General features: G+C 62.8%; 24 protein-coding genes, 1 tRNA gene and 1 pseudogene. 13 read left to right on the forward strand and 13 right to left on the reverse strand.

The window, feature by feature from the left end:
- Window positions 1–88 precede the first annotated feature (88 nt).
- Together AC04SG_RS17255 and AC04SG_RS17260 are read right to left on the reverse strand one after the other, a co-directional pair.
- On the reverse strand, window positions 89–481 hold the full coding sequence (locus AC04SG_RS17255; protein WP_192254878.1) for a GFA family protein: 393 nt from the start codon (window positions 479–481) through the stop codon (window positions 89–91).
- 256 nt (window positions 482–737) lie between these two features.
- Window positions 738–813 (reverse strand) — tRNA-Ala (locus AC04SG_RS17260).
- A gap of 160 nt (window positions 814–973) precedes the next feature.
- Between AC04SG_RS17260 and AC04SG_RS17265 the strand changes: the two genes are divergently transcribed.
- Both AC04SG_RS17265 and AC04SG_RS17270 read left to right on the forward strand, forming a co-directional pair.
- Window positions 974–1264 carry a YggT family protein gene (locus AC04SG_RS17265; protein ID WP_023668602.1) on the forward strand — a complete coding sequence of 97 codons (291 nt, stop codon included), beginning with the start codon at window positions 974–976 and terminating at the stop codon, window positions 1262–1264.
- Between the two features lie 13 nt (window positions 1265–1277).
- Complete coding sequence (locus tag AC04SG_RS17270) at window positions 1278–1589, forward strand: DUF167 family protein (protein ID WP_488552012.1); 312 nt, start codon at window positions 1278–1280, stop codon at window positions 1587–1589.
- 171 nt (window positions 1590–1760) lie between these two features.
- Here AC04SG_RS17270 and AC04SG_RS17275 read toward each other — a convergent pair whose 3' ends face one another.
- The 3 genes from AC04SG_RS17275 to AC04SG_RS17285 are packed head-to-tail and all read right to left on the reverse strand — an operon-like array spanning window position 1761 to window position 4533.
- Entirely contained in the window at window positions 1761–2642 is an 882-nt protein-coding gene (locus tag AC04SG_RS17275) for a MurR/RpiR family transcriptional regulator (protein ID WP_112561284.1), read from the reverse strand.
- Between the two features lie 50 nt (window positions 2643–2692).
- Window positions 2693–3760, reverse strand: coding sequence for an ABC transporter ATP-binding protein (locus AC04SG_RS17280; RefSeq protein WP_488552013.1), 1068 nt, complete (start codon window positions 3758–3760; stop codon window positions 2693–2695).
- 2 nt (window positions 3761–3762) lie between these two features.
- On the reverse strand, window positions 3763–4533 hold the full coding sequence (locus AC04SG_RS17285; protein ID WP_488552014.1) for an SDR family oxidoreductase: 771 nt from the start codon (window positions 4531–4533) through the stop codon (window positions 3763–3765).
- A 178-nt stretch (window positions 4534–4711) separates the two neighbouring features.
- Between AC04SG_RS17285 and AC04SG_RS17290 the strand changes: the two genes are divergently transcribed.
- The 4 genes from AC04SG_RS17290 (at window position 4712) to AC04SG_RS17305 (ending at window position 9535) form a co-directional block, all read left to right on the forward strand.
- A complete protein-coding gene (locus tag AC04SG_RS17290) occupies window positions 4712–5944 on the forward strand; it encodes an ABC transporter substrate-binding protein (protein ID WP_488552015.1) in 1233 nt (410 codons plus the stop codon).
- Window positions 5945–6329: 385 nt separating this feature from the next.
- The gene (locus tag AC04SG_RS17295) at window positions 6330–7199 is read left to right on the forward strand and encodes a carbohydrate ABC transporter permease (protein WP_488552016.1); all 870 of its coding nucleotides are present in this window, start codon (window positions 6330–6332) and stop codon (window positions 7197–7199) included.
- Window positions 7196–8020 carry a carbohydrate ABC transporter permease gene (locus AC04SG_RS17300; protein ID WP_488552017.1) on the forward strand — a complete coding sequence of 275 codons (825 nt, stop codon included), beginning with the start codon at window positions 7196–7198 and terminating at the stop codon, window positions 8018–8020. Before AC04SG_RS17295 ends, AC04SG_RS17300 begins: the two co-directional genes overlap by 4 nt.
- 18 nt (window positions 8021–8038) lie before the next feature.
- Window positions 8039–9535 carry a M81 family metallopeptidase gene (locus AC04SG_RS17305; RefSeq protein ID WP_488552018.1) on the forward strand — a complete coding sequence of 499 codons (1497 nt, stop codon included), beginning with the start codon at window positions 8039–8041 and terminating at the stop codon, window positions 9533–9535.
- A gap of 147 nt (window positions 9536–9682) precedes the next feature.
- Here the strand turns inward: AC04SG_RS17305 and AC04SG_RS17310 are convergent, their stop codons facing one another.
- From AC04SG_RS17310 to AC04SG_RS17335, 6 genes are all read right to left on the reverse strand, one after another.
- Entirely contained in the window at window positions 9683–11737 is a 2055-nt protein-coding gene (locus tag AC04SG_RS17310) for a M3 family metallopeptidase (protein WP_488552019.1), read from the reverse strand.
- 86 nt (window positions 11738–11823) lie between these two features.
- Window positions 11824–12237, reverse strand: a complete 414-nt coding sequence (locus AC04SG_RS17315) for a nuclear transport factor 2 family protein (protein WP_488552020.1) — start codon at window positions 12235–12237, stop codon at window positions 11824–11826.
- A gap of 112 nt (window positions 12238–12349) precedes the next feature.
- Window positions 12350–12994 carry a carbonic anhydrase gene (locus tag AC04SG_RS17320; protein WP_488552021.1) on the reverse strand — a complete coding sequence of 215 codons (645 nt, stop codon included), beginning with the start codon at window positions 12992–12994 and terminating at the stop codon, window positions 12350–12352.
- A 149-nt stretch (window positions 12995–13143) separates the two neighbouring features.
- The gene (locus AC04SG_RS17325) at window positions 13144–13908 is read right to left on the reverse strand and encodes a DUF429 domain-containing protein (RefSeq protein WP_488552022.1); all 765 of its coding nucleotides are present in this window, start codon (window positions 13906–13908) and stop codon (window positions 13144–13146) included.
- Window positions 13905–14789: a pyridoxal kinase PdxY gene (gene pdxY / locus AC04SG_RS17330; RefSeq protein ID WP_488552023.1), complete on the reverse strand. Its 885-nt coding sequence runs from the start codon at window positions 14787–14789 to the stop codon at window positions 13905–13907. The genes AC04SG_RS17325 and pdxY overlap by 4 nt, the downstream gene beginning before the upstream one ends.
- A 109-nt stretch (window positions 14790–14898) precedes the next feature.
- Window positions 14899–15150 carry a hypothetical protein gene (locus AC04SG_RS17335; protein ID WP_488552024.1) on the reverse strand — a complete coding sequence of 84 codons (252 nt, stop codon included), beginning with the start codon at window positions 15148–15150 and terminating at the stop codon, window positions 14899–14901.
- 150 nt (window positions 15151–15300) lie between these two features.
- Between AC04SG_RS17335 and AC04SG_RS17340 the strand changes: the two genes are divergently transcribed.
- From AC04SG_RS17340 to ppa, 7 genes and pseudogenes are all read left to right on the forward strand, one after another.
- Window positions 15301–15933 (forward strand): LemA family protein, encoded by a 633-nt coding sequence (locus tag AC04SG_RS17340; protein ID WP_477341237.1) that lies wholly within the window; start codon window positions 15301–15303, stop codon window positions 15931–15933.
- A 70-nt stretch (window positions 15934–16003) separates the two neighbouring features.
- Window positions 16004–16786, forward strand: coding sequence for a TPM domain-containing protein (locus AC04SG_RS17345; protein ID WP_488552025.1), 783 nt, complete (start codon window positions 16004–16006; stop codon window positions 16784–16786).
- Window positions 16787–16835: 49 nt separating this feature from the next.
- Window positions 16836–17303: pseudogene (locus tag AC04SG_RS17350) on the forward strand (TPM domain-containing protein); the annotation flags it as partial.
- 51 nt (window positions 17304–17354) lie between these two features.
- Entirely contained in the window at window positions 17355–18248 is an 894-nt protein-coding gene (locus tag AC04SG_RS17355; protein WP_488552026.1) for a TPM domain-containing protein, read from the forward strand.
- 5 nt (window positions 18249–18253) lie between these two features.
- Complete coding sequence (locus AC04SG_RS17360) at window positions 18254–18892, forward strand: TPM domain-containing protein (RefSeq protein WP_488552027.1); 639 nt, start codon at window positions 18254–18256, stop codon at window positions 18890–18892.
- Between the two features lie 167 nt (window positions 18893–19059).
- Window positions 19060–19566 (forward strand): GNAT family N-acetyltransferase, encoded by a 507-nt coding sequence (locus AC04SG_RS17365; RefSeq protein ID WP_488552028.1) that lies wholly within the window; start codon window positions 19060–19062, stop codon window positions 19564–19566.
- Window positions 19567–19696: 130 nt separating this feature from the next.
- Entirely contained in the window at window positions 19697–20230 is a 534-nt protein-coding gene (gene ppa / locus AC04SG_RS17370) for an inorganic diphosphatase (protein WP_488552029.1), read from the forward strand.
- A gap of 259 nt (window positions 20231–20489) precedes the next feature.
- Here the strand turns inward: ppa and AC04SG_RS17375 are convergent, their stop codons facing one another.
- Complete coding sequence (locus AC04SG_RS17375) at window positions 20490–21086, reverse strand: hypothetical protein (RefSeq protein ID WP_488552030.1); 597 nt, start codon at window positions 21084–21086, stop codon at window positions 20490–20492.
- A 269-nt stretch (window positions 21087–21355) separates the two neighbouring features.
- Entirely contained in the window at window positions 21356–21973 is a 618-nt protein-coding gene (locus AC04SG_RS17380; protein ID WP_352586562.1) for a TetR/AcrR family transcriptional regulator, read from the reverse strand.
- Between the last annotated feature and the right edge of the window lie 68 nt (window positions 21974–22041).

A 22041-nucleotide genomic window follows, 5' to 3' on the forward strand; every position in this document is an offset into this window, starting at 1 on the left:
GCCGGCATCGTGAAATACCATTTGGCCCTGACCGTACGATCTGCCTGTACGTGCCGCCTAAGTCATTCTGAAGATGATGGTGAACGGCTTAATACCGGGCATGGCGTGGCAGATCGTCATTGATCTCGTAATAGTCGCCTTTGTCGTCCACGAAAGTATGATGCTCGCCCCTCAGTCCGGACGGCTGGTCGAATGCGCCGGCCATCACTGATGTTTTCTCCGACTTGTTCCGCTTCCAGAACAGCGCGGAGCCGCAGACCCTGCAAAACCCGCGACGGGCGAAATCAGATGACTCGTACCACGTGACGTTTTCCGCGCCGGTGACGTCGAGCTCGGTGTCAGCCGAGCTTGTGGCGGCATAATAGTGGCCCGACTGCTTACGGCATTGCGAACAGTGGCAATAGTGGACGCCGCGCAACGCGCCACTCGTCTTGAAACGCACCGCGCCGCACAGGCACGAGCCGGTATGAATGTCGGTCATTGTTCCTCCTGACATCTCGCTAGACGCTTGGATCGTACCGCGCGAGCGGACAAGCCAAGGGCAACTTAGACCCACTGAAAAACGAGTAGGCGGCGAGGCAAAGCCATTCCCAGATACGGAAAAGGGCGCCAAACTGTTTCATGAGCTAACCAGCAGTTTCGCCGGGTGCGCAGCGGCGGGAAGTGGGGAAAAAAATGGGGACGGAAAGCGCCTTTCAGAAAATAGGGCGTCTTCTCAGGTAGTTAGGATATCCCACTGGTGGAGCTGAGGAGGATCGAACTCCTGACCTCGTCATTGCGAACGACGCGCTCTCCCAGCTGAGCTACAGCCCCGTCCAGCGGATGGCGCATTTATCGAAGGCTGCGGTTTCCTGTCAAGGCGGGGGTTTGCCGAAATCCCTTGTCGTCGTGCGCCGCGCCGGGCGCTGTGCAAAGGCTGCCCTTGCCGGTTTCGTGCGCAATGGCTACATGTCGGCAACAATTGGAGACCGGCATGCTCGCCCTCATTCAAACAATCGTCATGGCGCTCGACCTCTACTGGTGGGTCATCATCGCCTCAGCGATCTTTTCCTGGCTTTATGCCTTCAACGTCGTCAACTCGCGCAATCAGTTCGTCGGCAGCATCGGCAACATGCTGTACCGGCTGACCGAGCCGGCGCTGCGGCCGATCCGTCGGTTCATGCCCGACCTTGGCGGTGTCGACATCTCGCCGATCATCCTGCTTTTGCTCCTGTTCTTCCTCAGGCAGCTCATTCTCACCACGATAGCGCCGCTGGTCCTGTGAGGCCGAAGATCGCTTGAGCGCGCCTTTTCGTACCCGCGAGAATGGCATCGACCTATTCGTCCGGCTGGCGCCGAAGTCTTCCGCGGACAGGCTTGAAGGCGTCGAAATATCGGCGGACGGGCGAAGCTATTTGAAGGCGCGCGTGCGCGCCGTGCCGGAGAATGGTGCGGCCAACGCCGCGCTGGAGCGGCTAATTGGTAAGGCGCTCGGTGTGCCTGCATCGACCGTGTCGGTTGTCGGTGGAGGTACTTCGCGGCTGAAGACACTGCGTGTCGCGGGTGATCCGGCTGTGCTGGCGCTGCGCGTTGAAACGCTCAGTGGCTGATCGAAGATCCAGCGTTGCGGCATGTACACCCTTGATCTGTCGGAGGGACAGCGCCCCCTCTGCCCTGCCGGCTTTCGTCGCTCGCAAAGCCAAGCAATTGGCTTTGCGTCCGCTATGCGGACCGCTCCTCAACTCCCCCGAGGGGGGAGATTGGCAGCTTCCGCGTCGCGCTCAATCCCCCAGCGGCAGCTTGGGATCGTCGACCTTCAGCGTGTTCACGCTCTGCTTGATGCGGCGCAGGTTTTCGAGAACCCTGGGTCCGCGCGTCTCGGCGACCGAAGTGACAATCATGTCGACGATCGACAGCAACGCATAGCGCGACGAGGTCGGCTTGTAGATGTTGCCGTCTTCCAGCGATTGGAACTGGATGACCGTGTCGGCGGCCTTGGCGAGTGCTGAGTCCGGCGGGGTGATGGCGATTGTGGTGGCGCCATATTGCTGGGCGACCTGGACCGCGTCGATGACCGAGCGTGCATAGCCGGAGACGGAGAAGGCAATCAGCGTCGTCTCCGATGTGGCGACCGCGGCATACATGCGCTGCAATTGCCCGTCGATCTGCGCCAGCACCGGCACGCCCAGCCGAAATAACCGGTTCTGCATCTCGGTCGCCATCATCGAGGAAATGCCGCCGGAGCCGATGCACAGCACATTGCCTGAATTGACGATGCGCGCGGCGACGCCCACCAGTGTCTTCATGTCGAGGTTTTCGCTGGCACGCTGGATGGCGGCAATTGCCGCTTCGGTGATGGCTGAGGCGATGCGCTGCTCGCGCGCATCGCGGCTGAGCGGCTCGGGCGACAGATACTGGCCGCCAATGGCGATGGCCTGCGCCAGATAGAATTTAAAGTCGCGCAAGCCCTCGCAGCCGAGATTGCGGCAGAAGCGGGTGACCGTCGGCTCGCTGACGCCGACACGCGCGGCGATCTCGGAGATCGCAGCCTTGGAGGCGAAATCGAGATCGGTCAGCACGAGGCCGGCCAGCCGGCGGTCCGATTTGGTACCATCCTGCAACATCAGCTGCAGGCGGGTGATGATGTCGGCCGGCGTTTTCATTTCTGGGTTGTCGTCTTCATCCCTGGATTTTCGTTTTCATACCGGCGCTTTCATAGCGGCAGGCCTGTCGCCTTGTCGAACAGATGGATGTTGCCCGGCGCGACGGAGACCGGCAGCATTTCACCCGGCTTGACCTGTATCCGGTCGCGGAACACGGCACGGACCGTATCGGCACCGATGGCGCCATAGACATGGGTTTCCGAGCCGGTCGGCTCGACGACATTAACCTTGATCGCCATCGCGTCGGCGGCCTCGCCGATGACGAAGTGCTCGGGCCTTATGCCGGCCTCGACCGTGCTGCCCGCCGGCACCGTCTTGCCGCCGAGCGCCAGCCGCCCGCCGCCGGCCGACTCGAACCAGCTTTTCTCGGGCGTGGTCTTCAGCGCGCCGGACACGAAGCTCATCGACGGCGAGCCGATGAAGGAGGCGACGAATTTGTTGGCGGGACGGTCATAGAGCTCCAGCGGCGCGCCGACCTGCTGGATCTTGCCGCGGTCCATCACCACGATGCGATCGGCCATGGTCATAGCCTCGATCTGGTCGTGGGTGACATAGACAATGGTCGATTTCAGCCGCTGATGCAGCGCCTTGATCTCGGTGCGCATCTGCACGCGCAGCTGAGCGTCGAGGTTGCTGAGCGGCTCGTCGAACAGGAACACCGAGGGTTCGCGCACGATGGCGCGACCCATGGCGACGCGCTGGCGCTGGCCGCCCGACAGCTCCCGGGGGTAGCGGTCGAGATAGGAGAACAGGTTGAGGATGCCCGACGCCTTCTTGACCTTCTCATCGATGGCAGGGCGCGCCTCGCCGCGAATCTTTGGACCGAAGCCGATATTGTCTGCCGCCTTCAGGTGCGGGAACAGCGCATAGGACTGGAACACCATCGCAATATTGCGCTGCTGCGGCGGCAAATCGTTGGCGCGCACGCCGCCGATCAGAAGGTCGCCCGAGGTGATCGGCTCCAGTCCCGCTAGCATGCGCAGCAAGGTGGACTTGCCGCAGCCGGACGGGCCGACCAGCACGACGAACTCGCCACTTTTGATGTCGAGGCTGATGTTCTCGAGGATCTTGTGTCGCCCGAAGGATTTCGACAGGTCGCGGAACTCGACATCGGTCATGGTCAGGCTCCCAATATGTCGTCGATGAAGGGCAAGAAGCCGGCGGTCAGTCCAGCGTCCACCGGCACCACTGCCCCCGCTATGCCCGATGCGCGCTCCGAGGCAAGGAAGGCCACCGCTTCGGCCACTTCCGTGGCATCGACGATGCGGCCGAGCGGATAGAGCCGCTGCAGCTTGCCGAGAATATCCGGGTTCTTGGCCAGGCGATGGTCCCATGCGGCGGTGCGGATCGAACCGGGGCAGACGACATTGGCGCGCAGGCCGCTGCGTCCGAGTTCCACCGCGACCGCTTTGGCATAGGCGTTGATGCCGGCCTTGGCCGCGGCATAGGCGGGGTTGCCGAAATGGGAAATCGCATTGACCGAGGAGATGAAAACCACGTTGCCCGAACCACGCGCTGCCATCGCCTTGATCAGCGGATCGGCGAACAGCATCACCCCGGTCAGATTGAGGTCGAGCTCGTGCTCGATCTTGTCGGGGGTCAGCGCGGCAAGCGTCTCGGCACGCGTCCAGCCGGCATTGTTGATCAGGATGTCGGGAACGCCGTCTTTCTCGAGGATCGCTGGTATCGCCGCTTCGATGGAAGCCCGGTCGAGCAGGTCGAAGACGTGGCGCGACACCAGATGCGGGCTGCCGAGTTGACCTTCCGATTGGTCGCAGCCCACGACCCGTGCGCCGCGCTCCGCCAGAAGCGCCACGATGGCCGAGCCGAGGCCCCCGCCGGCGCCGGTGACCAGCACAGTCTTACCTGCAAATTCGGCCTTTGAAACCACCCCTACGCGCCTCCCTGGGTCTACGATAGTCGCAAAACGCTATTTTAAGAAATGTAATTAAGCAACAGGATAATTTGCTTGCGAAGCGCGAAATGATGGATAATGTAGGAAAGTCACATAAAGCCGAGGCCGCCTGAAAGCCGCAAGTGCGCAGGCGCCAATTAATGGGAGAGATCATATGACGCTTGCGAAATGGACCATAGGCCTGATGGCCGGACTGAGCATGCTGGCGATGACGGCGCAGGCGGACGCCGGCGAAGTGCGCGTCACCGTCGCCGAATACAGCGCCAAGACCGGGCCGTATTTCGAAGCGGTGAAGAAGGAATTCGAAGCCGCCAATCCCGGCATCACCGTCAAGTTCGAAGTGGTGCCATGGGAAGTGCTGCTGCAGAAGCTGACCACCGACATCACCGCCGGCACCAATGCGGATCTGTCGATCATCGGCACGCGATGGCTGATCGACTTCGTCCAGCAGGATGTCGCCGAGCCGCTGGACGGCTATATCAAGCCTGACTTCAAGGACCGCTTCATCGACACCTTCCTGTCGCCCTCGATCATGGACGGCAAGACCTACGGCCTGCCGATCGCGGCTTCGGCGCGCGCCATGTACTACAACAAGGAATTGTTCGAGAAGGCCGGCATCGCCAACCCGCCGGAAACCTGGGCCGAACTGCAGGAAGACGCGCGCAAGATCAAGGCGCTGGGTTCCGGCACGTTCGGTTTCGGCCTGCAGGGTAAGGAGATCGAGACCGACGTCTATTACTACTATGCGATGTGGTCGCAGGGCACCGAGATCCTCAACAAGGACGGCACGTCTGGCCTCGGCACGCCGGGCGCGCTCGAAGCCGCCAAGCTTTACAAGTCGATGATCGACGAGGGGCTGACGGAACCGGGCGTCACCTCCAACAACCGCGAGGACGTCCAGAACCTGTTCAAGCAGGGCAAGGTCGGCATGATGATCACCGCACCCTTCCTGTCCAACCAGATCAAGGACGAGGCGCCGAACCTGAAATATGGCGTGGCTGCCATTCCGGCCGGTCCGACCGGCGCGCGCGGCACGTACGGCGTCACCGATTCCATCATCATGTTCAAGAATTCCAAGAACAAGGACGAGGCCTGGAAGCTGCTGGATTTCCTGTTCACCACCGAGCAGCGCGCCAAGTTCACGCAAGGCGAAGGCTTCCTGCCGGTGAACAAGGAAGAGGCCAAGATGGATTATTACGTCAACAATGCCGATCTGGCCGCGTTCACAGCACTTTTGCCCGACGCCCGCTTCGCGCCGGTCATCCCGGGCTGGGAAGAAGTCGCCCAGATTACCTCGGATGCCATGCAGAAAATCTATCTTGGCGGCGACCCCGAGCCAGGCCTGAAGGAAGCGGCTGATAAGGCCAACGCGGTGCTGAAGAAATAGGGCGTATCTCCCTGCGCCCGGCGCGCCCCCCGAGATCGGGGCGCGCCACCACTTTTCTAGTCTTCAGCAGAAAGACAGTTCGTCGATGTCAGTGCCGCCCCTCATTGCCCTGCCGGGCATTTCTCCCCGTATAGTGACGGGGAGAAAGGGGCCGGCCGCAGCCTTGGCGCTATTCCTGAAACGCCGAAGATTGGCGAAACCGTCGATGACTGCGCACCTCTCCCCGTCCCTATACGGGGAGAGGATGCCGGCAGGCAGGTGAGGGGCAGCGCAAACATCTGCGGGAGATTCAACTCCTGAAGCGCTGCTCTTGAACGATATGCAAGATTGACCCGAACTGGCACGCCAGCGCCACTGATGTCCAAACACGGTACGAAACCGGCCGATGCAAAATCGCTTCCTGCCCTATATGCTGACCTTGCCCAGCCTGCTGCTGGCGGCTGTGGTCATCTTCTGGCCGGTCTGGGACCTGATCCAGATCTCGACGCATGATGTCGGCCGCTTCGGCCAGCTGCGCGACTTCAACAATTTCGCCAACTATTCAGCCTTCCTCGCCGATCCCGACTTCCTGGCAGCACTCTGGCGCACCGGCCTGTGGACTGTGCTGGTGGTCGGCGGCGCGCTGCTTTTGTCGGTGCCGGTGGCGATGATCCTCAACACCGATTTCTATGGGCGCGGCATTGCCCGCGTCATCATCATGCTGCCCTGGGCGGTGTCGCTGACGATGACGGCGGTGGTCTGGCGCTGGGCGCTCAACGGCGAAAGCGGCATGCTGAATTCGGCACTGATCGGGCTCGGCCTGATCCAGGAGAACATCCAGTGGCTGGCGCGTGCCGAGACCGCCTTTCCGATGCAGGTGCTGATCGGCATATTGGTGACGGTGCCGTTCACGACGACGATCTTCCTCGGCGGCCTGTCGTCAATCCCCGACGATCTCTACGAGGCGGCGGCACTGGAGGGGGCGACGCCGCTGCAGCAGTTCCGCGAGATCACCTTTCCGCTCTTAAAACCGTTCATCAACATCGCCATCGTGCTCAACACCATCTACGTCTTCAACTCGTTCCCGATCATCTGGGTGATGACGCAGGGTGGGCCGGCCAATTCCACCGACATATTGGTCACCCATCTTTACAAACTGGCTTTCCGCATCGGCAAGCTGGGAGAAGCGTCGGCGGTGTCGCTGCTGATGTTCGCCATCCTTTTGATCTTCACCATGATCTATGTGCGCCTCGCCATGCGGGAGCAACGCGCATGACGCCCAAGCTGAAGCGCACGATCGTCGCCTGGCTGCTGCTTTCGCCGCTGCTCGTGGTGACGATCTTTCCGTTTGCCGTGATGTTCCTGACCGCGGTCAAACCGAGGCAGGAAGTGCTGTCGCCGACCTGGTGGCCGAGCGAATTCCGCTGGTCGAATTTCGCCGACATGTGGGTGGCGACGGGCTTTGGCCAGGCACTGGCCAATTCGCTTTATGTCTCTGTCATCGCCACTGTCGGCGCCATCCTGATCTCGGTGCCGGCCGCCTATGCCATGTCGCGTTTCCGCTTTGCCGGCTACGGCGCCTTCCGCCAGTTCCTGCTGATCTCGCAGATGATCTCGCCGATCGTGCTGGTGCTCGGCCTGTTCCGGCTGATGGCAGCCTGGGGGTTGATCGAATCAACGACCGCGCTCGGCGTCATCTATATGGCCTTCAACGTCGCCTTCACCGTGTGGATGCTGCAGAGCTATTTCGACACTATTCCGCGCGATCTCGAGGAAGCCGCCTGGATGGAAGGCGCCGGCCGCTGGCTGACACTGCGTAAGGTGTTCCTGCCGCTCTGCCTGCCGGCGATCGCGGTCACCGCCATCTTCACCTTCATCAATGCCTGGAACGAGTTCGTCGTCGCACTCACCATGCTGCGCAGCCAGGAAAGCTACACGCTGCCGATCCAGGTGTTCTCGCTGGTCGCCGGCCGCTACACGATCGAATGGCACCATGTGATGGCGGCGACGCTGCTGGCGACGCTGCCGGTGGCGATCCTGTTCATCTGGCTGCAGCGCTATCTCGTCAGAGGGCTGGCGCTCGGGGCCGTAAAATAGCTGCCGCACGGAGTTTTCATGCGAATCTTCACCGCCTCGCTGGCGACGGAAACCAACACTTTCTCGCCGGTGCCGACCGACCGGGCCTCATTCGAGATGGCGTTCTATGCCGGTCCGGGCAAGCATCCGGACACGCCGACTTTGTGTTCCTCGCCGATGGTGGCCTTGCGCCGGCGCGCCGCCGCTGAAGGGCTGACCGTCATCGAAGGCACCGCCACCTGGGCAGAGCCGGGCGGCCTGGTGCAACGCCAGACCTATGAGGCGTTGCGCGACGAGATCCTGGGCCAGCTCAAGGCGGCGCTGCCGGTCGACGCCGTCATCCTCGGCCTGCATGGCGCCATGGTGGCGCAAGGCTATGACGATTGCGAAGGCGACCTGCTGGAACGAGTCCGCGCAATGGTCGGGCCGGATATGGTGATCGCGGTGGAGCTCGATCCGCACAGCCATCTGACGCCGAAGCGCGTCGCGGCGTCAAACATCATGGCCTACTTCCTCGAATTCCCGCACACCGATTTCTACGAGCGCGGCGAGCATGTCGTCGAGCTTGGGTTGGCTGCCGCGCGCGGCGAGATCAGGCCTGTGATCTCGACCTTCGACTGCCGCATGATCCAGGTGCTGCCGACCAGCCGCGAGCCGATGCGCTCCTTTGTCGACCGCATCAAGGCGCTGCATGGCAAGGACGGCGTGCTGTCGGTCTCGGTCATCCATGGCTTCATGGCGGCGGATGTGCCGGAGATGGGCACGCGCATCCTCGTCGTCACCAACAATGACAGGGCCAAGGGCGATGCGCTGGCGGAGCGATTGGGGCGTGAACTCTATGCCATGCGCGAGAAGACCGCGATGACGATGCTGAACACCGAGGACGGCATTGCGCGGGCGCTGGCTGTGCGCAAGGAAAACCCGGACAGACCGGTGGTCATCGCGGACATATGGGACAATCCCGGCGGCGGCGTCGCCGGCGACGGCACCGTCGTGCTGCGCGCCATGCTGGCACGCGGCATCGACAATGTCGGCGTGGCGACGATCTGGGACCCGATCGCGGTCACCTTCTGTCAGGCAGCCGGCGAAGGCGCCGTCATCAATCTGCGCTTCGGCGGCAAGGCCGGCCCGTTGGCCGGCGAGCCGATCGACGCGCGCGTCAAGGTACTGAAAGCCGTTCCGGAGGGCTGGCAGAGTTTCGGGCCGAGCCGGGTGACGCTCGGGCCGACGGCGCTGGTGCGCATCGAAGGCACCGAGGTCGACATCATCCTCAACACCAACCGCACGCAGACCTTCGAGCCGGATATTTTCTCCAACATCGGCGTCGATCCGATGTCGAAGGACATTCTGTTGATCAAGTCGACCAACCATTTCTACGCCGGCTTCGAACCGATCGCGGCGGAGATCATCTATGTCTCGGCGCCGAGTTCCTATCCGAGCAATCCGGCGGTGACCGATTACAAGAAGCTGACGCGGCCGGTTTGGCCAAGGGTGGCCGACCCGTGGAAGGATGATGCCGGTAATCTCCCCCCTTGAGGGGGAGATGTCGCCGCAGGCGACAGAGGGGGTCGTCTCAACTGCCGCGACATCCTGCGGTAACGACGACGTCGGCGCTTCACGCGCGGCGACCCCCTCTGGCCGCTTTGCGGCCATCTCCCCCTCAAGGGGGGAGATTAGTCGGCGCTACACCAACCCGCGCTTCACCATCATCGCCTCCGGCGACGGCATTTTGCCACGAAACGCCGTGTACAGCTCTTCCGGGTCCTTCGAGCCACCGGCGGCGTAGATGTTCTTGCGCAGCCGTTCGGCCAGCGCCGGGTTGAAAGGGTCTCCGGTTTCCTCGAAGGCGGCGAAGGCATCGGCATCGAGCACTTCCGACCACATGTAGGAATAGTAGCCGGCTGAATAACCGTCGCCGGAGAAGACATGGCCGAAATGCGGGGTGCGGTGGCGCATGGCGATGGTGTCAGGCATGTGTAGCTTCTCCAGCGTCTCGGCTTCAAATTGAAGCGGCTCAGCCGGGGCATCGGAGCGCGCGTGATAGGCCATGTCGATCAGCGCCGACGCCGTGAACTCGACCGTGGCGAAGCCGGCGCCGAAGGTGCGGGCGGCCAGCATCTTGTCGAGCAGCACCTTCGGCATAGGCTTGCCGGTTTTCACATGCAGCGCATGCTTTTCCAGCACCGCCGGCACCGTCAGCCAATGCTCGTAGAGCTGCGAGGGCAGTTCGACGAAATCGCGGCTGACCGAAGTGCCCGCCACGGACGGCCAGGTGACGTCGGTCAGCATGCCATGCAGGGCATGGCCGAATTCGTGGAACAGGGTCTTGGCCTCATCGACCGACAGAAGGGCGGCTTCGCCGGTCGGCGGCTTGGCGAAATTCATGATGTTGTAGATCACCGGCTTCGACCCGTTACCGAGCTTATAGCCGGACTTCAGCGCGCTCATCCAGGCGCCGGAACGCTTGGAGGAGCGGGCGAAATAGTCGGCAAGAAACAGGCCGCGTTCGCTGCCATCGGCGTTCTTCACCACGAATACCCGCGCGTCGGGATGCCAGGCGGCAATGCCCTTCTTCTCCTCGAAGGTGATGCCGAACAATTTGGTCGCAACGTCGAAACAGGCGTCGATGACGCGGTCGAGCTGCAGGTATGGCTTCAGCTCCGCCTCGTCGAAGGCGAATTTTTCCGTGCGCAGCTTCTCCTGGTAGAAGCGCCAGTCCCAGGCGGCGAATTTTTCGTTGCTGCCGGCTTCGGTCGCCAGCCGTTCCAACTGCTTCTGGTCGGCGGACGCCTTCTCCAGCGCCTTCTCCCACACCGGGTCGAGCAAATCGTGCACGGCCTTCGGCGTCTTGGCCATGGTGTCGTCGAGCTTCAGCGCGGCGAAGGAGCCGTAGCCGAGCAGCTTTGCCTTCTCGGCGCGCAATTTCAGCATGTCGCGCACCACTGACGTGTTGTCGCTGGCACCGCCATTCTGGCCGCGCATGGTGAAGGCGCGGAAGGCGGTTTCGCGCAGGTCGCGGCGCTCGGAAAAGGTGGTGAACGGTTCGTAGATCGAGCGCGACAGAGTGACGGCATAGCGGCCCTTCTGGCCGCGCGTCTCGGCCGCCTCGGCCATCGAGCTTTTCACGAAGTCCGGCAGGCCGGCGAGATCGGCCTCGTCGAGGAACAGCGCCCAGTCGCGCTCGTCGGCCAGCACGTTCTGGCCGAAAGTGGTGCCGAGCGAGGACAGTTCCTCGCTGATGTTGGCCAACCGCTTCTTGCCGTCGGCGTCGAGCTTGGCGCCGGAGCGGACAAAGCCTTTCCAGGTCTTTTCCAGCACGCGCAACGTCTCGGGGTCCAGTTTGAGCGTTTCGCGGCGCTGGTAGAGATCGTCGATGCGGGCAAACAGCTTCTCGTTCATCGAGATCGCCGAGAAATGCCTCGACATCTTTGGCGAAATCTCGCGCTCCAGCGCCTGGATCGCGTCGTTGGTGTGGGCGCCGGCCCGGCACCAGAAGATCGACGAGACATGATCGAGCGGCTGGCCAGCAAGCTCAAGTGCTGCCAGCGTGTTGTCGATGGTCGGCGCATCCTTGTTGCCGGCAATGGCATCGATCTCGGCCTCATGCGCCTTCAGCGCTGCGTCGAACACTGCGGAGAAATCGCCGTCGGCGATGCTGGCGAAATCCGGCAGGCCGAGCGGCCCTTGCCATTTGGTCAGCGGATGGGCGGCGAGGTCGACGGTTTTCGTGGATGGCATGGGGATCTTTCGATGATTGGCGGGCTTGCTGACCGATGTAGGGCGATGCCTGGCGCGGCGCAACAACGCGGCTGTTCAAGCTGGCGTCAGAAGCCGTCGCAATTTTCCGCGATCGCCGCTTGCGAACTGGCGGTGATGCGGTTGCCGGTGACGGCAAACGTCTCCTGCATCAGCATGTCATTGTTGGGAAAATCGTAGCAGGCGATGACCGTGGTGACGCCGGCCTCGCTCTTTTCGATGCGATTCCGGATCGCGGCGCCGGCCACCGCACCCTTCCACTCGTCGATCGAGGCGATGAATTCCTGTTTCGACTGCACGACGCCGAGATCGTCGAGCTTGATGCGGACATCGTCGGCGAGCAGCTCCGACAGTTCGGTGCGATCGGCAACCAGCAGCGCAGAATACCAACGGTCGATGATGGCGCCGTCATCGGCGCGGGCAGGGGTGAGCGAGAAGAGCAGCGCCGCCACGGCGAAAACGATCGAATGGCGGTTCCGCATGGCTGCCTCCTCTTATTTGACCATGATCTCCGGACAAAAACGGTTCCCGTTTTGTCTGAGAAAACCGGTGCCCACTTTTCGCTGGCGCGGACCTTCGGTTCGGGATCATGATCTATGTCAAATCCGGCCGCTCGAAGTCGCCGGTGTCCTTGTTCATCACCCAGAGTTCGCCGGTCGAAATGTCGAACCAGGCGCCGTGCAGCGCCAGCCGTCCCTTGCCTTCGAGGATCGAAACGCAAGGGAAAGTCCTCAGATTGGCAATCGAATAGCGGATGGAAATGCGCTCGAGCGCCGTCTGCCGTTCGGTCGCCGTCATGAAGGTGCTGGACGACACGGTCTCGGCCGCCGGCGCGATCAGGCTCATCCACTTGCCGATGAAGTCGCCGGGCGACAGCGGCGCCGAAGTGGGATCGAGCGCGGCGCGGATGCCGCCGCAGCGGCCATGGCCCATCACCACGATGTTTTTCACCTTCAGACTCTGCACGGCGAATTCGAGCGCGGCGGAGGTCGAGTGGAACTCACCATCCGGCGCATAGGGGGGCACCAGATTGCCGACATTGCGCAACACGAAGAGTTCGCCGGGGCCGGCGTCGAAGATCGCTTCGGGGGCGGCGCGGGAATCGCAGCAGGCAACGATCATGGTTTCGGGCGACTGCCCCTCGCGGGCGAGCTCACGATAGCGTCCGCTCTCGGTGAGATAGCGGCCGTTCATGAAGTTGCGATAGCCGTTGAGAAGGTGTTCGGGGAGGTGGGGCATGGGCGGAGGACGGAGCCTTTCCGGGTTGGAGACGGCAGCTCGTTTTCAGTTGAGAAAGCCTCTAACGGCAAATGCCCGTCGCGGGCAATGCCGAATTGCGGATGGCTCCGTCGCAAATCGCCATGCGGCACGCATGGGTCGCGGCCTGCCTACGCCCAAATGGCGACGGGAATGCCGAAACGGTCGGCAAATGGTGGGTCGGGAAACGGTCTTGCTTCGCCGCAGACGAGGCGTCCGGCAATCAGCATCATCACTGCCGCGTCGAGGAAGTCGTCGGCGGCAGCCCCTGTCGGCGGCTTCTGATCGAGAAAGGCTCTGACATAGCCGTGCCGGCACAGCAGCGCCTTGCGCTCTTCCATGCCGGCCGGGTTTACGGCGCCCTTGATCTTCTTCGGCAGTGTCATCGCCTTTTCGCTGTTCAGCCGGCAGAAGGCGACTTCCGGATGCGATTCGTAGACGCGGGTGCGCAACTCGGGGCGCGCAATCAGCAGCGCGTCGATCTCGCGGATCTTGGCAAAGATGCCGAAAGCCTGGATCGAGACGCCGCGCGGCGGATCGGAGGTCGTCTTGGCCACGTCGCTGGCGCGGCGATGCGCTTCATACCAGGCCTCAACCGTGGTGAAGTCGCTGATGTCGGCGTAAAGGGCAGCGCGGGAAGGGATGGAGAAGACGCTGGACTGGCGCTGCCCGAGCAGCGACCGCACCAGTGCTTCCGGTCCGCGCCCGCCTCTTTGCGAGAAGTCAGGCAGGCCGATCGGCATGTCGACAGCCACGATCGCATCGGTCGGCAAGGCGTCGAGCAGTTCTGCGAAGCTGGCAAAGACGGAGATCGACGGCGAAGCCCCCGGATCGCGGCGGACGGCGATCCAGCCGGCCTTGCAGCCGTCAACGCCGACGATCACGGCCGACGTCACGCCCGGCGGTCCCGCCCCGGGTGAGTGAGATGGCCCATCTGCACCATCGCCATCGGGTGCGACAGGCTCTGGGCATCGGTTTCCAGCTGCAGTTCGTCGCCGCCGCGCTTGGCTGTGCGCGCCAGGATCTCATAGACGGCGGCCGTGGTCGACTGCAGCGCCTTGATCGGCGGCTGTCCCGACAAGATGCGGGCGAGGTAGACGGCAGCCGTGAGGTCACCCAGCCCATTCGGCGGCTTGTCGATGAGGCGGTGTTCGGCCAGCAGCGCCTGGCTGCCGTCGAGCAGCAGATTGCCGGTGCCGCCGGTCATCATCGACGGCGCCGACGTCACCAGCATGGTTCTTGGGCCGGCATGAAGGGCAGCTGCAATGACCGATTTCAGGTCGGGCAAGGGCGCGCCGGCCATCCACTCCAGCTCGAAGCGGTTGGGGGTGGCGATATCCGCGATCGGCATCAGCCGGTCGCGCATGGCGGCGGCCGTCGGCTCGGGTACGTAGAGCCCGCCGGAATCGCCCATCACCGGGTCACATATATAGACCGCGTCCGGCGTCTTCGCCTTGACCGCAGCAACCAGCGAAGCGACGGCCTCGGCCTGGCCGGCCTCGCCGAGATAACCCGACAGCACGGCGCCGACCTCGCCCAGCCAGGGCGCGCGCTCGAGATCGGCCATCAGTGCCTTGAACTGGTCGAGTGGCGGCACAATGCGCGTGGCCCGCCCATGGCCGGGATGCCAGGGCAGGATGACCGTCGGCACCGCCCACACCGGGAAGCCCAGCGTTTCAAGCGCAAACACGGCGGCGCGGTTGCCGACCGAGCCGCGGGCGACATGGCTGGAAATGACGATGACCGCGCGCGGCGCGTCGGCTTTTTCGCTGTTCATGGAATTCCTAAATCAGGATAACGTTTCGTTGAATCGTCATCCTGACCTATCTCTTTGTTGGAGCATGATCTTTTTCTGAAAACCGGTTCCCACTTTTCAGGATCATGCTCTAGCTGCCCCGGGAGACGAAATACACCAGCCAGATCAAAAGGCCGAGGGCGACGATGAGCCCAAGCGTTCGGCCGATGCGGGTGCCCCAGACCTCGATCGGATCGGAGCGGTCGGCCTCGGCGGCGGTGACGTGATCGCGCGCGCCTTTCGCGGCACGCGCGATCAACGACGTGCCGCCCGGGCCGCTCTCGTTTGCCACGCGCTCGATAATGCGGCGCGATTCGCTGTCATCGTCTTGGCGTTGCGCCATGATCCTGTCCTGTTTGCCGGCGACCTTACCGTGTTCGCGCGGTCAATCACAGGGCCTCGCGAGCGCAGGCGTGCGCGCCAGCCGCAGACATTTTCTTGAGCGCAGATTGTGCTAATGCTTCCCATGCAACTTCTGTCGAGGGACCACATTATGTTTGCCCAGCGCCTTGCCTTCCCCTTCCGCAACCTGCCGGCCGTGCTGATGATGGCCATTGTGCTGCCGCTGCTTGCCGGCTGCGGCTACAACACCATCCCGACAGCGGAGGAAAATGCCAAGGCGGCATGGAGCGAGGTGCTGAACCAGTACCAGCGCCGCTCCGACCTGATCCCAAACCTGGTCGAGACGGTCAAGGGCTATGCGGCGCATGAAAAGGACACGCTCGACGCGGTGGTCGAAGCGCGCGCCAAGGCGACGCAGATCACGGTGACGCCGGAAACGCTGAAGGATCCCGAAGCCCTCAAGAAGTTCCAGGATGCCCAGGCAGGGCTGACCAGCGCGCTGTCACGGCTGATCGCGGTGTCCGAGGCCTATCCCGACCTCAAGGCCAACCAGAATTTCCTGGCGCTGCAGGCGCAGCTCGAAGGCACAGAGAACCGCATTGCGGTGGCGCGGCGCGACTACATCCTGGCGGTCAAGGACTACAATCTGACACTCAGGACCTTCCCTTCGGTGCTGTGGGCAACCTTCTGGTTCCGCAGCAACGAGCCGTTCGCCAATTTCACCGTCGAAGAAGACAAGATGCAGCCGCCGAAGGTCGATTTCGGCACGAAGCAGGGCGGGTGATAGCTAGGGATCATCTGTCGTGATTTTGCAGGCCGATGAGGGGCGGCACAGCATTCGCGTTTTCGCGTTTGTGCTACTCGTCCTTTTCCTCCCCCTCACCGCCTTCGCCGCCGATCTCCCCGCGCTGACCGGTCGCGTCGTCGACAATGCCGGCATCATCGATGCGGCGACCAAGGCGGCACTCAGCCAAAAACTTGCCGACTTCGAGACAAAAGGCTCCGACCAGATCGTCGTCGCCACGATCCCAAGCCTCGACGGCGAAGAGATCGAACCCTATGCCAACCGGCTGTTCCGCTTCTGGAAACTCGGCCAGGCGAAGGAAAACAACGGCGTGCTGCTGCTGGTGGCGCCGAATGACCGCAAGATGCGCATCGAGGTCGGCTATGGGCTGGAAGGCACGCTGACCGACCTGCACACGAAACTGATCATCGAAAACGACATGGTGCCGGCCTTCCGCGCAGGCGATTTCTCAGGCGGGATTTCCAAAGCCGTCGACGACATGGTGATGGTGTTGGAAGGCAATCCGGAAGAGCTGGAAGCGCGCGGCAAGCGCAAGGAACAGTCGCCAGTCGACATGGACAATCTGTTCTTTGGTGTCTTCATCAGCATCTGGGCAATCATTTTCTTCGGCAGCATGGCGGCCTCCATCCTGCCACCGATCTTCGGTAGGAAACTTGGCCCCGGCCGCTACCGCTGGCTGGGCATGACTTTCGAGCCAGGCCGGCGATCATCCAGCAGCGGCTGGTCTTCGGGCAGTTCGGGCGGCGGCTGGTCGTCAGGTTCAAGCGGTGGTGGCGGCTTTTCAGGCGGTGGCGGTTCGTCCGGCGGCGGCGGCTCCTCGGGAAGCTGGTGACGAGATGACCACACGCATCATCAGTTCCTGTCATGGCCGTCTCGTCGCAATGACCGGCGCTGCCTTGCTGGGCTTGGCGGTGTTGCTCGTCGGCTTCGCAGCGCTGGCTGCGGAGTTGCCCGTACTCACCGGTCGTGTCGTCGACAATGCCGACATCATCGACGCCGCGACCGAGGCGGCGCTGACGCAAAAGCTGGCGGATTTCGAGACCAAAGGCTCCGACCAGATCGTCGTCGCCACGGTTCCCAGCCTCGACGGCGAGGAGATCGAACCTTACGCCAACCGGCTGTTCAACTTCTGGCAGCTCGGCCAGGCGGGCAAGAACAATGGCGTGCTTCTGCTGGTGGCCAGGAACGACCGCAAGATGCGCATCGAGGTCGGCTATGGGCTGGAGGGCGCGTTGACCAATTCGCACGCCACGCGGATCATTGAAAACGACATGGTGCCGGCCTTCCGTGTCGGCGATTTCTCCGGTGGCCTTTCCAAGGCCGTCGACGACATCATCAAGGTGCTCGAGGACAGTCATGGCGCTTGAGGGCAATCCGGAAGCGTTGGAGGCGGTGTCGATATGATGATGCCCATCATCAGCCCCTCCAGGCGTTTCACCGCCGGTGCGTTGTTTGCCCTGGCGGTGTTGATCTTCGGCTTTGCCGCCATGGCGGCGGAGTTGCCCGCGCTCACCGGTCGCGTCGTCGACGATGCCGGTATCATCGACCCCGCGACCGAGGCGGCGCTGACCCGGAAACTGGCCGACTTCGAGACCAAAGGCTCCGACCAGATCGTCGTGGCAACGATCAACAGTCTCGACGGAGAGGAGATCGAGCCCTACGCCAACCGGCTGTTCCGCTTCTGGAAGCTGGGCCAGGCCGGCGAGAACAATGGCGTGCTTTTGCTGGTGGCGCCGAACGACCACAAGATGCGCATCGAGGTCGGTTATGGGCTGGAAGGCACGCTGACCGATCTGCACACAAAACTGATCATCGAAAACGATATGGTGCCGGCTTTTCGTGCCGGCGATTTCTCCGGCGGTATTTCCAAAGCCGTCGACGACGTGGTCATGGTGCTGGAAGGCAATCCCGAAGAGCTGGAAGCGCGCGGCAAGCGCAATCCGGCCGACAACAGCACGCCCATCGATCCTATCGTCGCGATCTTCCTGATTCTGTGGGCGACGATGTTCTTCGGCGGCCTGGCGATGGCCTTCCTGCCGCCGATCTTCGGCACCAAGCTGTCGCCGGGCGTGTATAGATGGCTGGGCATGACTTTTCGCTATGGCCAGGGACCGAGGGGATCGTCTTCGGGTTCAAGCAGCTGGACAACGAGTTCGTCGTCGGGCTGGTCCTCGGGCAGTGGATGGTCGTCAGGAAGTTCGGGCAGCAGCTGGTCGTCGGGCTCAAGCAGCGGCGGTGGGTTTTCAGGTGGCGGCGGTTCGTCCGGCGGTGGCGGGTCTTCAGGGAGCTGGTGAGAGACATGGCAACACGACCGATCAGCCCGCAGGACCATGAGCGCATCGCCACCGCGATCCGTGCCGCCGAATCGAAAACCGACGGCGAGATCTATTGCGTCGTCGCGCATGCCAGCGACGGCTATTTCTTTCCGGCCGCCTTCATGGCGACATCCGGCATGCTGATCGTCAGCCTCGCCGTCGCCTATGGGCTGGAAGCCTGGTGGCTGTCGATCCGGCTGCCGCATTTCGTCATTGTACAGCTGCTGGCGCTGGCCTCGGTGCTGGTGCTGTTATGGGCGCTGCCCAACTTGCGCATCCATCTGGTGCCGCGCCGGCAGCGTTACCAGGCAGCACATGATAGTGCGCTCAGGCAGTTCCTCGCCCGTAACGTCCATCGCACCACGGCGCGCACCGGCGTGCTGGTCTTCGTGTCGATCGCCGAGCGCTATGCCGAAGTGGTCGCCGACTCGGGCATCAACAGCAAGGTCGGCCAGCATGTCTGGGACGGTGTTATCCGCGACCTCACGCAGCATGCCGGCGACGACCGGCTCGCCGACGGCTTCGTCAAGGCGATCGAGCAGGTCGGCGCGGTGCTTGCCGAGCATTTCCCGGTTACGTCGGGCGACGCCAACGAGCTGGACGATCATCTCGTAGAGATATGAAAAGCCAACAAACGCACCTGAGCAGGACGCCTGGCCGCCCGGCCGAGGGCGTTTTCGAGCAGGCCTTGCCCGATGTCAGCAAGTGTCGGGATCGGCTGTGAGAAAGCGGTTGGCGGGCAGACCTCGACTCTTGCAATCGGTCGACGCGGGTTTATGGTTAACAAATCATGAAGACCCTAAGCATCGACATCCGGAAAGCCGAACCGCGCGACGCCGGCGCCATCGCCGACGTGCATCAGCAGGCTTGGGAGGGCGCCTATTCCGGCATCATCCCGCATCGCTCGCTGACCTCGATGATCAACCGCCGTGGCGCCGACTGGTGGGCGAACGCTATCCGCCGCGCTGCCACCGTGCTGGTGGTCGAGATCGGCGGCACCATTGCCGGCTATGCCACGATCGGCAAGAACCGCGCCCGCGAGCTGAAGCAGCAGGGCGAGATCTACGAGCTTTATTTGCGTCCGGAGTATCAGGGCATCGGGCTCGGCAGCCGGCTGTTCAAGGCGGCGCGGGCACGGCTTGCCGACCACGGGCTGAAAGGCATGGTGGTGTGGGCGCTGGAAGACAACCAGAACGCGCTCGCCTTCTATGCCGGCGCCGGCGGTCGCGATGTCGCCGAGGGCGTTGAGATTTTCGAGCAGAAGGCGCTGAAAAAGGTCGCCTTCGTCTGGGAATAACGAGCACCCGCCTCGGTTACAGCCCGTTCACAAACTGTGCACTTCCATGAGCGCTGCGTACCAATCGCCGCATTGCGCCCTTGCGCTTCGCCCGCTATCGATCTTGGAAATCGAGAGAGGGATTTGAGCCATGCGCATTGAAGCCATTGCCAGCGGAAAGAATCCGCCTGACGACGTCAACGTCATCATCGAGGTGCCGATCGGCGGCGAGCCGATCAAATACGAGATGGACAAGGAGGCCGGCACTTTGTTCGTCGACCGCTTCCTGCACACCTCGATGCGCTACCCCGGCAATTACGGTTTCGTGCCGCATACGCTGTCGGGTGATGGCGATCCGATCGACGTTCTGGTCTGCAACACACGCGCGCTGGTGCCGGGCTGTGTCATCAATGTGCGGCCGATCGGCGTCTTGATCATGGAAGACAATGCCGGCCAGGACGAGAAGATCATCGCCGTGCCGTCGCCGAAACTGACGCTGCGCTACGAAAACGTCACCGAATACACGCAGCTGCCCGACATCACCCGCCAGCAGGTGCAGCACTTCTTCGAGCACTACAAGGATCTCGAACCCGGCAAATGGGTCAAGATCGAAGGCTGGCACGATTCCAAATACGCCAAGAAGATGATTATCGACGCGATCGCGCGGGCGAAGGCGGCGAAGTAGGCGACGACGCTGGGGGTGCGAGCGGCCGCTAAGCACGGCGCCGCCCCTCATCCGCCTGCCGGCACCTTCTCCCCGTGTAGTGACGGGGAGAATGCAGTAGCCCGGCCCTCGGCTTCTCATTCTGCAACGTGTGTAATTGGCGAAAGCTGCGATGACAGCGTCTTTCTCCCCGTCATACGGGGAGAAATGTCCGGCAGGACAATGAGGGGCAGCACGAACCGACGACACTGCATAAGGGGCGTTCCAACGCGAACAGCCCTTAGTTATCCACCCTGCCAAACGCCGGCACATCGCCAATGACGGTGTGCTTGTCCTTGCCGCAGGCGAAACTCTTGGCCTTTTCGTCGGCCAGTTTGCGCGCCTGGTCGTTGGCTTGCGGGTTGCCGGTGGCGAGCACGAGGCCGATGGTGCAGCCATCGCGGGCTTCCATCTGGCCGACCTTGGCGACGAGCAGCACTTCGGTCGGCTTGTTCTCGTCCTCGGGATTGCTGATCGAGCGGCGGTGGATGACGGCGAAAGGAACGGCGACGTCGCCCTTGCTCTCTATGCGCCATTCGACCTTGGCGCCGGAGGAATTGAAGCCGGAAAAACTCTCCCAGACCGAGGTCATGTCGCCGCCGGGCGGAAAACCGTAAAACAGTGATTCACGGGCATCGTCATATGCGATCAGCACGGGATAGCCGCGATAGCCGGAGCAGGCGAGTTCAGCCCAGTCGCCGTCGCCCTCCTCGGCCTGCGCATAGGTGACGCAGTCCTTTTGCGAATCGAGGTCGGTGTAGGCGCTGGATATGCCATCGGCATGGGCTGCCTGGCAGAGGCCGGTAAGGGCAAAGGGGACAAGCAGCAGGGTGCGCATGTGGACGTCTCCCGTGGAGTTCCGTTCCAGCCTATCGTCAAATTTTCGACAGGCCTAGCGCCCCACCCATCGGCAAAGTTGGCGCTGCCCCTCACCTGCCTGCCGGCATCCTCTCCCCGTAAACGGGGCGAGGGACGCTCCCGCCACCGGTTTCGCCAATCACCGGCGTTGCAAGAGAGCCGCCGGCGGTGCGGCCGGCCTCTTTCTCCCCGTTCACGGGGAGAAATGCCCGGCAGGGCAATGAGGGGCGGCGCCAACGCTCGAAAATGTTATTTCTTCAAGCTCGCCTCGATGAGCAGGTCGGCATTGCGGGCGACCGATGCCGCCGGGCCGCCGAGGCCGAACAGCTGGCCGCTGATATAGGCGCCCTCGATCAGGAGCAGCAGGCCGTCGCCCAGCGTGTCAGGGTCTTGTGCACCCATCGCTGCCGCCATTTCGCGCAAGCGGCGGCGTAGTTCCTGCTTGTTGGCTTCGCTGACGACGCGTGCCGGGTGGCCGTGTTCCGGGTATTCCACCGCCGCGTTGGTCATACCGCAGCCGCGATAGTCCGGTCTTTGCGTACGCTTGCCGACGCGGGTCAGGAAGGCACTGATCTGCGCGCGCGGGTTGCCGGGATGGGCGGCCACGGCTTCGTCGAAACGCTCCCAATATTCACGGTCATATTGCCTGAGATACGAAGCGGCGAGCTCATCCTTGGAGGGAAAGCTGCGGTAGAGGCTGGGCTTGGTGACGCCGGCGCGCTTGACGATTTCGTCGACGCCGATCGCCCTGATGCCGCGCCGGTAGAACAGGTCGTACGCCACGTCGAGGATCTTCTTGGCAGCCTTGGGCGGCGCCGCTGCATGACCGTCATTGATGGTCAGTTCAATATTTTTGTCCGTTGGCATTATGTGGCTCGGTTGACGTGTTACCGATCGGTACGTATACATCTCCTCACCCTGAAACGTACCGGTCA

It is taken from the genome of Mesorhizobium sp. CNPSo 4684 (assembly GCF_057784315.1).

Excerpts from the sequence above, each read along its gene's own strand:
- AC04SG_RS17335 (WP_488552024.1), bottom strand. The coding sequence starts at position 15,150 with ATGGCGCAACGCCAAGACGATGACAGCGAATCGCGCCGCATTATCGAG.
- AC04SG_RS17300 (WP_488552017.1), top strand. The coding sequence starts at position 7,196 with ATGACGCCCAAGCTGAAGCGCACGATCGTCGCCTGGCTGCTGCTTTCG.
- AC04SG_RS17355 (WP_488552026.1), top strand. The coding sequence starts at position 17,355 with ATGATGATGCCCATCATCAGCCCCTCCAGGCGTTTCACCGCCGGTGCG.
- AC04SG_RS17275 (WP_112561284.1), bottom strand. The coding sequence starts at position 2,642 with ATGAAAACGCCGGCCGACATCATCACCCGCCTGCAGCTGATGTTGCAG.
- pdxY (WP_488552023.1), bottom strand. The coding sequence starts at position 14,789 with ATGAACAGCGAAAAAGCCGACGCGCCGCGCGCGGTCATCGTCATTTCC.
- AC04SG_RS17310 (WP_488552019.1), bottom strand. The coding sequence starts at position 11,737 with ATGCCATCCACGAAAACCGTCGACCTCGCCGCCCATCCGCTGACCAAA.
- AC04SG_RS17280 (WP_488552013.1), bottom strand. The coding sequence starts at position 3,760 with ATGACCGATGTCGAGTTCCGCGACCTGTCGAAATCCTTCGGGCGACAC.
- ppa (WP_488552029.1), top strand. The coding sequence starts at position 19,697 with ATGCGCATTGAAGCCATTGCCAGCGGAAAGAATCCGCCTGACGACGTC.
- AC04SG_RS17375 (WP_488552030.1), bottom strand. The coding sequence starts at position 21,086 with ATGCGCACCCTGCTGCTTGTCCCCTTTGCCCTTACCGGCCTCTGCCAG.
- AC04SG_RS17340 (WP_477341237.1), top strand. The coding sequence starts at position 15,301 with ATGTTTGCCCAGCGCCTTGCCTTCCCCTTCCGCAACCTGCCGGCCGTG.
- AC04SG_RS17265 (WP_023668602.1), top strand. The coding sequence starts at position 974 with ATGCTCGCCCTCATTCAAACAATCGTCATGGCGCTCGACCTCTACTGG.
- AC04SG_RS17320 (WP_488552021.1), bottom strand. The coding sequence starts at position 12,994 with ATGCCCCACCTCCCCGAACACCTTCTCAACGGCTATCGCAACTTCATG.
- AC04SG_RS17365 (WP_488552028.1), top strand. The coding sequence starts at position 19,060 with ATGAAGACCCTAAGCATCGACATCCGGAAAGCCGAACCGCGCGACGCC.
- AC04SG_RS17290 (WP_488552015.1), top strand. The coding sequence starts at position 4,712 with ATGACGCTTGCGAAATGGACCATAGGCCTGATGGCCGGACTGAGCATG.
- AC04SG_RS17380 (WP_352586562.1), bottom strand. The coding sequence starts at position 21,973 with ATGCCAACGGACAAAAATATTGAACTGACCATCAATGACGGTCATGCA.
- AC04SG_RS17305 (WP_488552018.1), top strand. The coding sequence starts at position 8,039 with ATGCGAATCTTCACCGCCTCGCTGGCGACGGAAACCAACACTTTCTCG.
- AC04SG_RS17255 (WP_192254878.1), bottom strand. The coding sequence starts at position 481 with ATGACCGACATTCATACCGGCTCGTGCCTGTGCGGCGCGGTGCGTTTC.
- AC04SG_RS17315 (WP_488552020.1), bottom strand. The coding sequence starts at position 12,237 with ATGCGGAACCGCCATTCGATCGTTTTCGCCGTGGCGGCGCTGCTCTTC.
- AC04SG_RS17295 (WP_488552016.1), top strand. The coding sequence starts at position 6,330 with ATGCAAAATCGCTTCCTGCCCTATATGCTGACCTTGCCCAGCCTGCTG.
- AC04SG_RS17360 (WP_488552027.1), top strand. The coding sequence starts at position 18,254 with ATGGCAACACGACCGATCAGCCCGCAGGACCATGAGCGCATCGCCACC.